Genomic DNA, 648 nt, shown 5'->3' with positions numbered 1-648 from the left:
CCGCGTTATAAGGAGGATCGGATTGTGGCCATGGTGAACCGTTGATATCGGTAAATGTCACCACGCTCAGGTTGTTCATGGCTGTGCGAACAAGAGGAAGGCTGGCACCGGGGGACAGATTAACTGTCAGAGAGCTGATACGGGGTACAACACTGGTGATGGGCGCATTGATGGCCCGCTCGTTATCCGCCATGAGACTGCGTAGTGAGCGAATCTCATCGGCGGAGAGCTCAGAATCAAGCCTTGCCGCATCCTGTACCAGCGGGCTGGCCTGCCCGGGGGCAGGCAGCTCACCTTTTACCAGTGTTGCCGGAACACCTCCGGTGTTTTGGGAGGCGTTCTGAACGTGATCGCTGGCAGAATTTGTCGTTTGTGGTGTGCGTGCGTTCTGCCATCCTGCGTTATCTGCAGACGTGGCGGCGCTGCACACCAGGAGCAGTGTGCTCAGTAAATAACGTGATTGCATATTACTTATCTCAGGAGTTCGGTCCGGCGTTACGGGAGATCATCTGCCGGATTTCCATACCGGATGGTTTCAGTCTGGGGTCAACACGCTGGATGGTGATTTCGAAAACAAAAGACTGTTCTGGCTTGCTGGTTGTCTGGCCGACCAGACGCATACGGACAGGATACTGGAATGTCCAGAAC

The 648-nt window shown here is 54.9% G+C and carries 2 pseudogenes; both read right to left on the bottom strand.

Features of this window, described 5'->3' with window-relative positions:
* Positions 1-466, bottom strand: a pseudogene (gene traN, locus RTW80_RS26755) (IncI1-type conjugal transfer protein TraN); the annotation flags it as partial.
* Positions 467-476: 10 nt separating this feature from the next.
* Positions 477-648, bottom strand: a pseudogene (locus RTW80_RS26750) (DotI/IcmL/TraM family protein); the annotation flags it as partial.

Origin of the sequence: Escherichia sp. AM3 (genome assembly GCF_032029835.1) — a bacterium.
GTDB lineage: Bacteria > Pseudomonadota > Gammaproteobacteria > Enterobacterales > Enterobacteriaceae > Escherichia > Escherichia coli.
The sequence above is the reverse complement of the archived record's forward strand: the minus strand, read 5'-3'. Positions and strand labels throughout refer to the sequence as shown.